Annotated in this window: 4 protein-coding genes; 1 reads left to right on the top strand and 3 read right to left on the bottom strand. The window is 71.1% G+C overall.

Annotated elements, in window-relative coordinates; genetic code table 11:
* The first annotated feature begins 277 nt into the window (after window positions 1-277).
* Entirely contained in the window at window positions 278-1,225 is a 948-nt protein-coding gene (locus tag ACYC1Z_RS15000) for a VOC family protein (RefSeq protein WP_461410312.1), read from the top strand.
* 110 nt (window positions 1,226-1,335) lie between these two features.
* Here ACYC1Z_RS15000 and ACYC1Z_RS14995 read toward each other — a convergent pair whose 3' ends face one another.
* The 3 genes from ACYC1Z_RS14995 to ACYC1Z_RS14985 form a co-directional block, all read right to left on the bottom strand.
* Window positions 1,336-1,827: a dihydrofolate reductase gene (locus tag ACYC1Z_RS14995; protein WP_461410311.1), complete on the bottom strand. Its 492-nt coding sequence runs from the start codon at window positions 1,825-1,827 to the stop codon at window positions 1,336-1,338.
* Between the two features lie 16 nt (window positions 1,828-1,843).
* Window positions 1,844-2,674, bottom strand: a complete 831-nt coding sequence (locus ACYC1Z_RS14990; protein ID WP_461410310.1) for a thymidylate synthase — start codon at window positions 2,672-2,674, stop codon at window positions 1,844-1,846.
* 109 nt (window positions 2,675-2,783) lie between these two features.
* Window positions 2,784-2,931 (bottom strand): Hsp20/alpha crystallin family protein (locus ACYC1Z_RS14985; protein WP_461410313.1); only part of this gene is annotated, 148 nt, incomplete at its 5' end.

The raw sequence follows: 2,931 nt of genomic DNA, 5'->3' as shown, positions 1-2,931 counted from the left end.
TCCAACTGCTCACCGACGAACTCAACACCACCCCACCACGCACGCCGGGCGACCGCCGCCCCATCACCTACCAGATCACGCCCGCATAAATCTCAACACTCAACGCGGCCCTACTTCCGGAGGTCTGGGGCTGAGCCCGAGGACGCCCTCGTAGAAGGTCCGCGCGGCGGCGAGGTCCCTCACCGGCAGCGTGGGGGTGGGGGGATAGTTGGAGAGCATGGCGGCCTCCGTGCGGATCGACCGACCATCGGTCGTTCGGCACCAGAACGGTAGAACCATGCGAACCCGGATACAAGGGGTGGCCGCCGACCGGGCGGACGGCGTCTTGGTCGAGGATCTGCTGCCCGTGACGACGTCCATGGGCGCGGTCACGCTCAACGTGGGGGACCTCGACCTCATGACGCGCTACTACCGCGACGCCGTCATGCTCACAGTCCTGCGCGCCGAGGGCGACGAGGTCGTCCTGGGCCGTCACGGCGTCGAGCTGCTCGTGCTCGAGCACGACCCCACCCTTCCCCCGGGCACGCCTCGCTCCGCGGGTCTGTTCCACACGGCGATCCTGTTCGAGAGCCAGGCCGCGCTCGCCGCGGCACTCGCCTCGGTGGCCGTGCGCGCACCGGGCACGTACGTCGGCGCCGGCGACCACGACGTCTCCGAGGCCTTCTACTTCACCGACCCGGAGGGCAACGGCGTCGAGCTCTACGCCGACCGCCCGCGCAGCACCTGGCAGTGGACCGACGGCCAGGTCAAGATGGGCACCAGGTGGCTCGACCCGAACCGGTACCTCGCCGACCACCTCACCGACGCCGCCCGCGAGATCATCGCGACGGCGGACCCGACCATTCCCACCACGCCCGCCTCGGGGCTGGCGGGCGCCGTCGTCGGCCACGTCCACCTCCAGGTCGGCGACGTCGCCACCGCCCGTGCGTTCTATGTGGACCGCCTCGGTTTCGAGGAGACCACCGCGCTGGGCAGCCAGGCCCTGTTCGTCTCGGCCGGCGGCTACCACCACCACATGGCCATGAACACCTGGAACAGCGCCGGCGCCGGCCCACGCGGGCCCGCGCTCGGTCTGGGCCGGGTGGGCATCGTCGTGCCGACCACCGAGCAGGTCGCAGCCGTGGCGTCACGACTCGGCGAGCGGGGCGTGGCCACCCGGTACGACGGGGCCGCGCTCCAGGTCAACGACCCGTGGAACGACCTCATCGAGGTCCGCGCGGACTGACTCCGATCCCGGTGGACCCGAAGCCGGACGCCTGCTCAGCGGCGCCGCCCGGACGATCTCGCACCCGCACGGCGTCGGACGCCGGCCTGGGCGGTGGCCCCGGAGCGGAGCTAGGAGGCGCGACGGCGGAAGGTGGTGAACCGGTAGCGCAGCCCGTTCGCCGCGGCGTGCCAGCCGCGGTCGGGATCGGCCGACTCGACCTCCCACGCGAGGTCGTCGACGACAGGGGCCCGGGTGTCGCCGTCGACGGCCAGGTCGATATCGGTGACGACGAGCGTGTCGGCCCGGTGGAGGGCGGCCGTATACACCTGGGCGCCGCCGATCACCCAGCCGCCGCCCGGCCCCAGCAGGTCGAGGGCGGCGTCGAGATCCGACGCCCTCTCGGCGCCCTCGGCGACGAAGCCCGGCCGCCGGCTCAGCACGATGTTGCGACGCCCGGGCAGCGGCCGGTACCGCGGGTCGAGGGAGTCCCAGGTGGTACGACCCATGACGACGGCGGATCCCGCCGTGGTGCGTCGGAAGTGCGCGAGGTCTTCGGGCAGGTGCCACGGCATGGTCCCGCCCGCGCCGATGACACGGTCGTGGGCCTGTGCCCAGATCATCCCCAGCACAGCACGCCTAGACCGCGACCGGCGCCTTGATGGCGGGGTGGTGCCGGTAGCCGACCACCTCGACGTCGTCGAACGTGTAGTCGAACAGCGAGGCGGCCTTGCGCAGCCTGAGCGTGGGGAACGGGTACGGCTCGCGCGTGAGCTGCTCGCGCACCTGCTCGACGTGGTTGTCGTAGACGTGGCAGTCACCGCCGGTCCAGACGAAGTCCCCGATCCCGAGGCCGACCTGTTGGGCGACCATGTGCGTGAGCAGCGCGTAGGACGCGATGTTGAACGGGACCCCGAGGAAGAGGTCGGCGCTGCGCTGGTAGAGCTGGCAGGAGAGCTTGCCGTCGGCGACGTAGAACTGGAAGAACGCGTGGCACGGCATCAGGGCCATCTGGTCCAGGTCCGCGACGTTCCAGGCCGAGACGATGATCCGGCGGGAGTTCGGGTTGCTGCGCAGCTGGTCGAGAACCTGCTCGATCTGGTCGATGTGTCGGCCGTCGGGGGTGGGCCAGGAGCGCCACTGGTAGCCGTAGACCGGGCCGAGGTCGCCGGTCTCGGGATCCGCCCATTCGTCCCAGATGTGGACGTTCTTCTCGATGAGGGAGTTGGCGTTGGTCTCCCCGCGCAGGAACCAGAACAGCTCCTCGGCGACGCCGCGGAGGAACACCCTCTTGGTGGTGATGAGCGGGAACCCGTCGGCGAGGTCGAATCGCATCTGGTGGCCGAAGACGCTGCGCGTGCCGGTCCCGGTCCGGTCCGCCTTCACCTGGCCGGTCTCCAGGACGAGACGGAGCAGGTCCTCGTAGGCGGTGCTGGTAGCGGTGGGGACGGGCGCGTCGCTCAGGCTCACCCGAGCATCCTAGGTCGTGGCCGGTCCGGCACACCGGCCGAGCCGGGCCTCGCCCGGCCGGCTCGCCCGTTGTGCGTGCGCGGTGCCTCGCTACTGCTCGATGGTGGTCCTACTGCTCGATGGTGGTCGGGCCACCGGTGTGCGCGACCTGGATCTTGCGCGGCTTGGCCTCCTCGGCGACAGGGATGGTCAGCGTCAGCACGCCGTCGGCGTAGCCGGCCTCGATGCGGTCCAGGGCCAGGCCGTTGCCGAGCGTG

It is taken from the genome of Georgenia sp. (assembly GCF_054605595.1).
This window is presented reverse-complemented; position numbering and strand designations above follow the sequence as displayed.

Excerpts from the sequence above, each read along its gene's own strand:
- ACYC1Z_RS14995 (WP_461410311.1), bottom strand. The coding sequence starts at position 1,827 with ATGATCTGGGCACAGGCCCACGACCGTGTCATCGGCGCGGGCGGGACC.
- ACYC1Z_RS15000 (WP_461410312.1), top strand. The coding sequence starts at position 278 with ATGCGAACCCGGATACAAGGGGTGGCCGCCGACCGGGCGGACGGCGTC.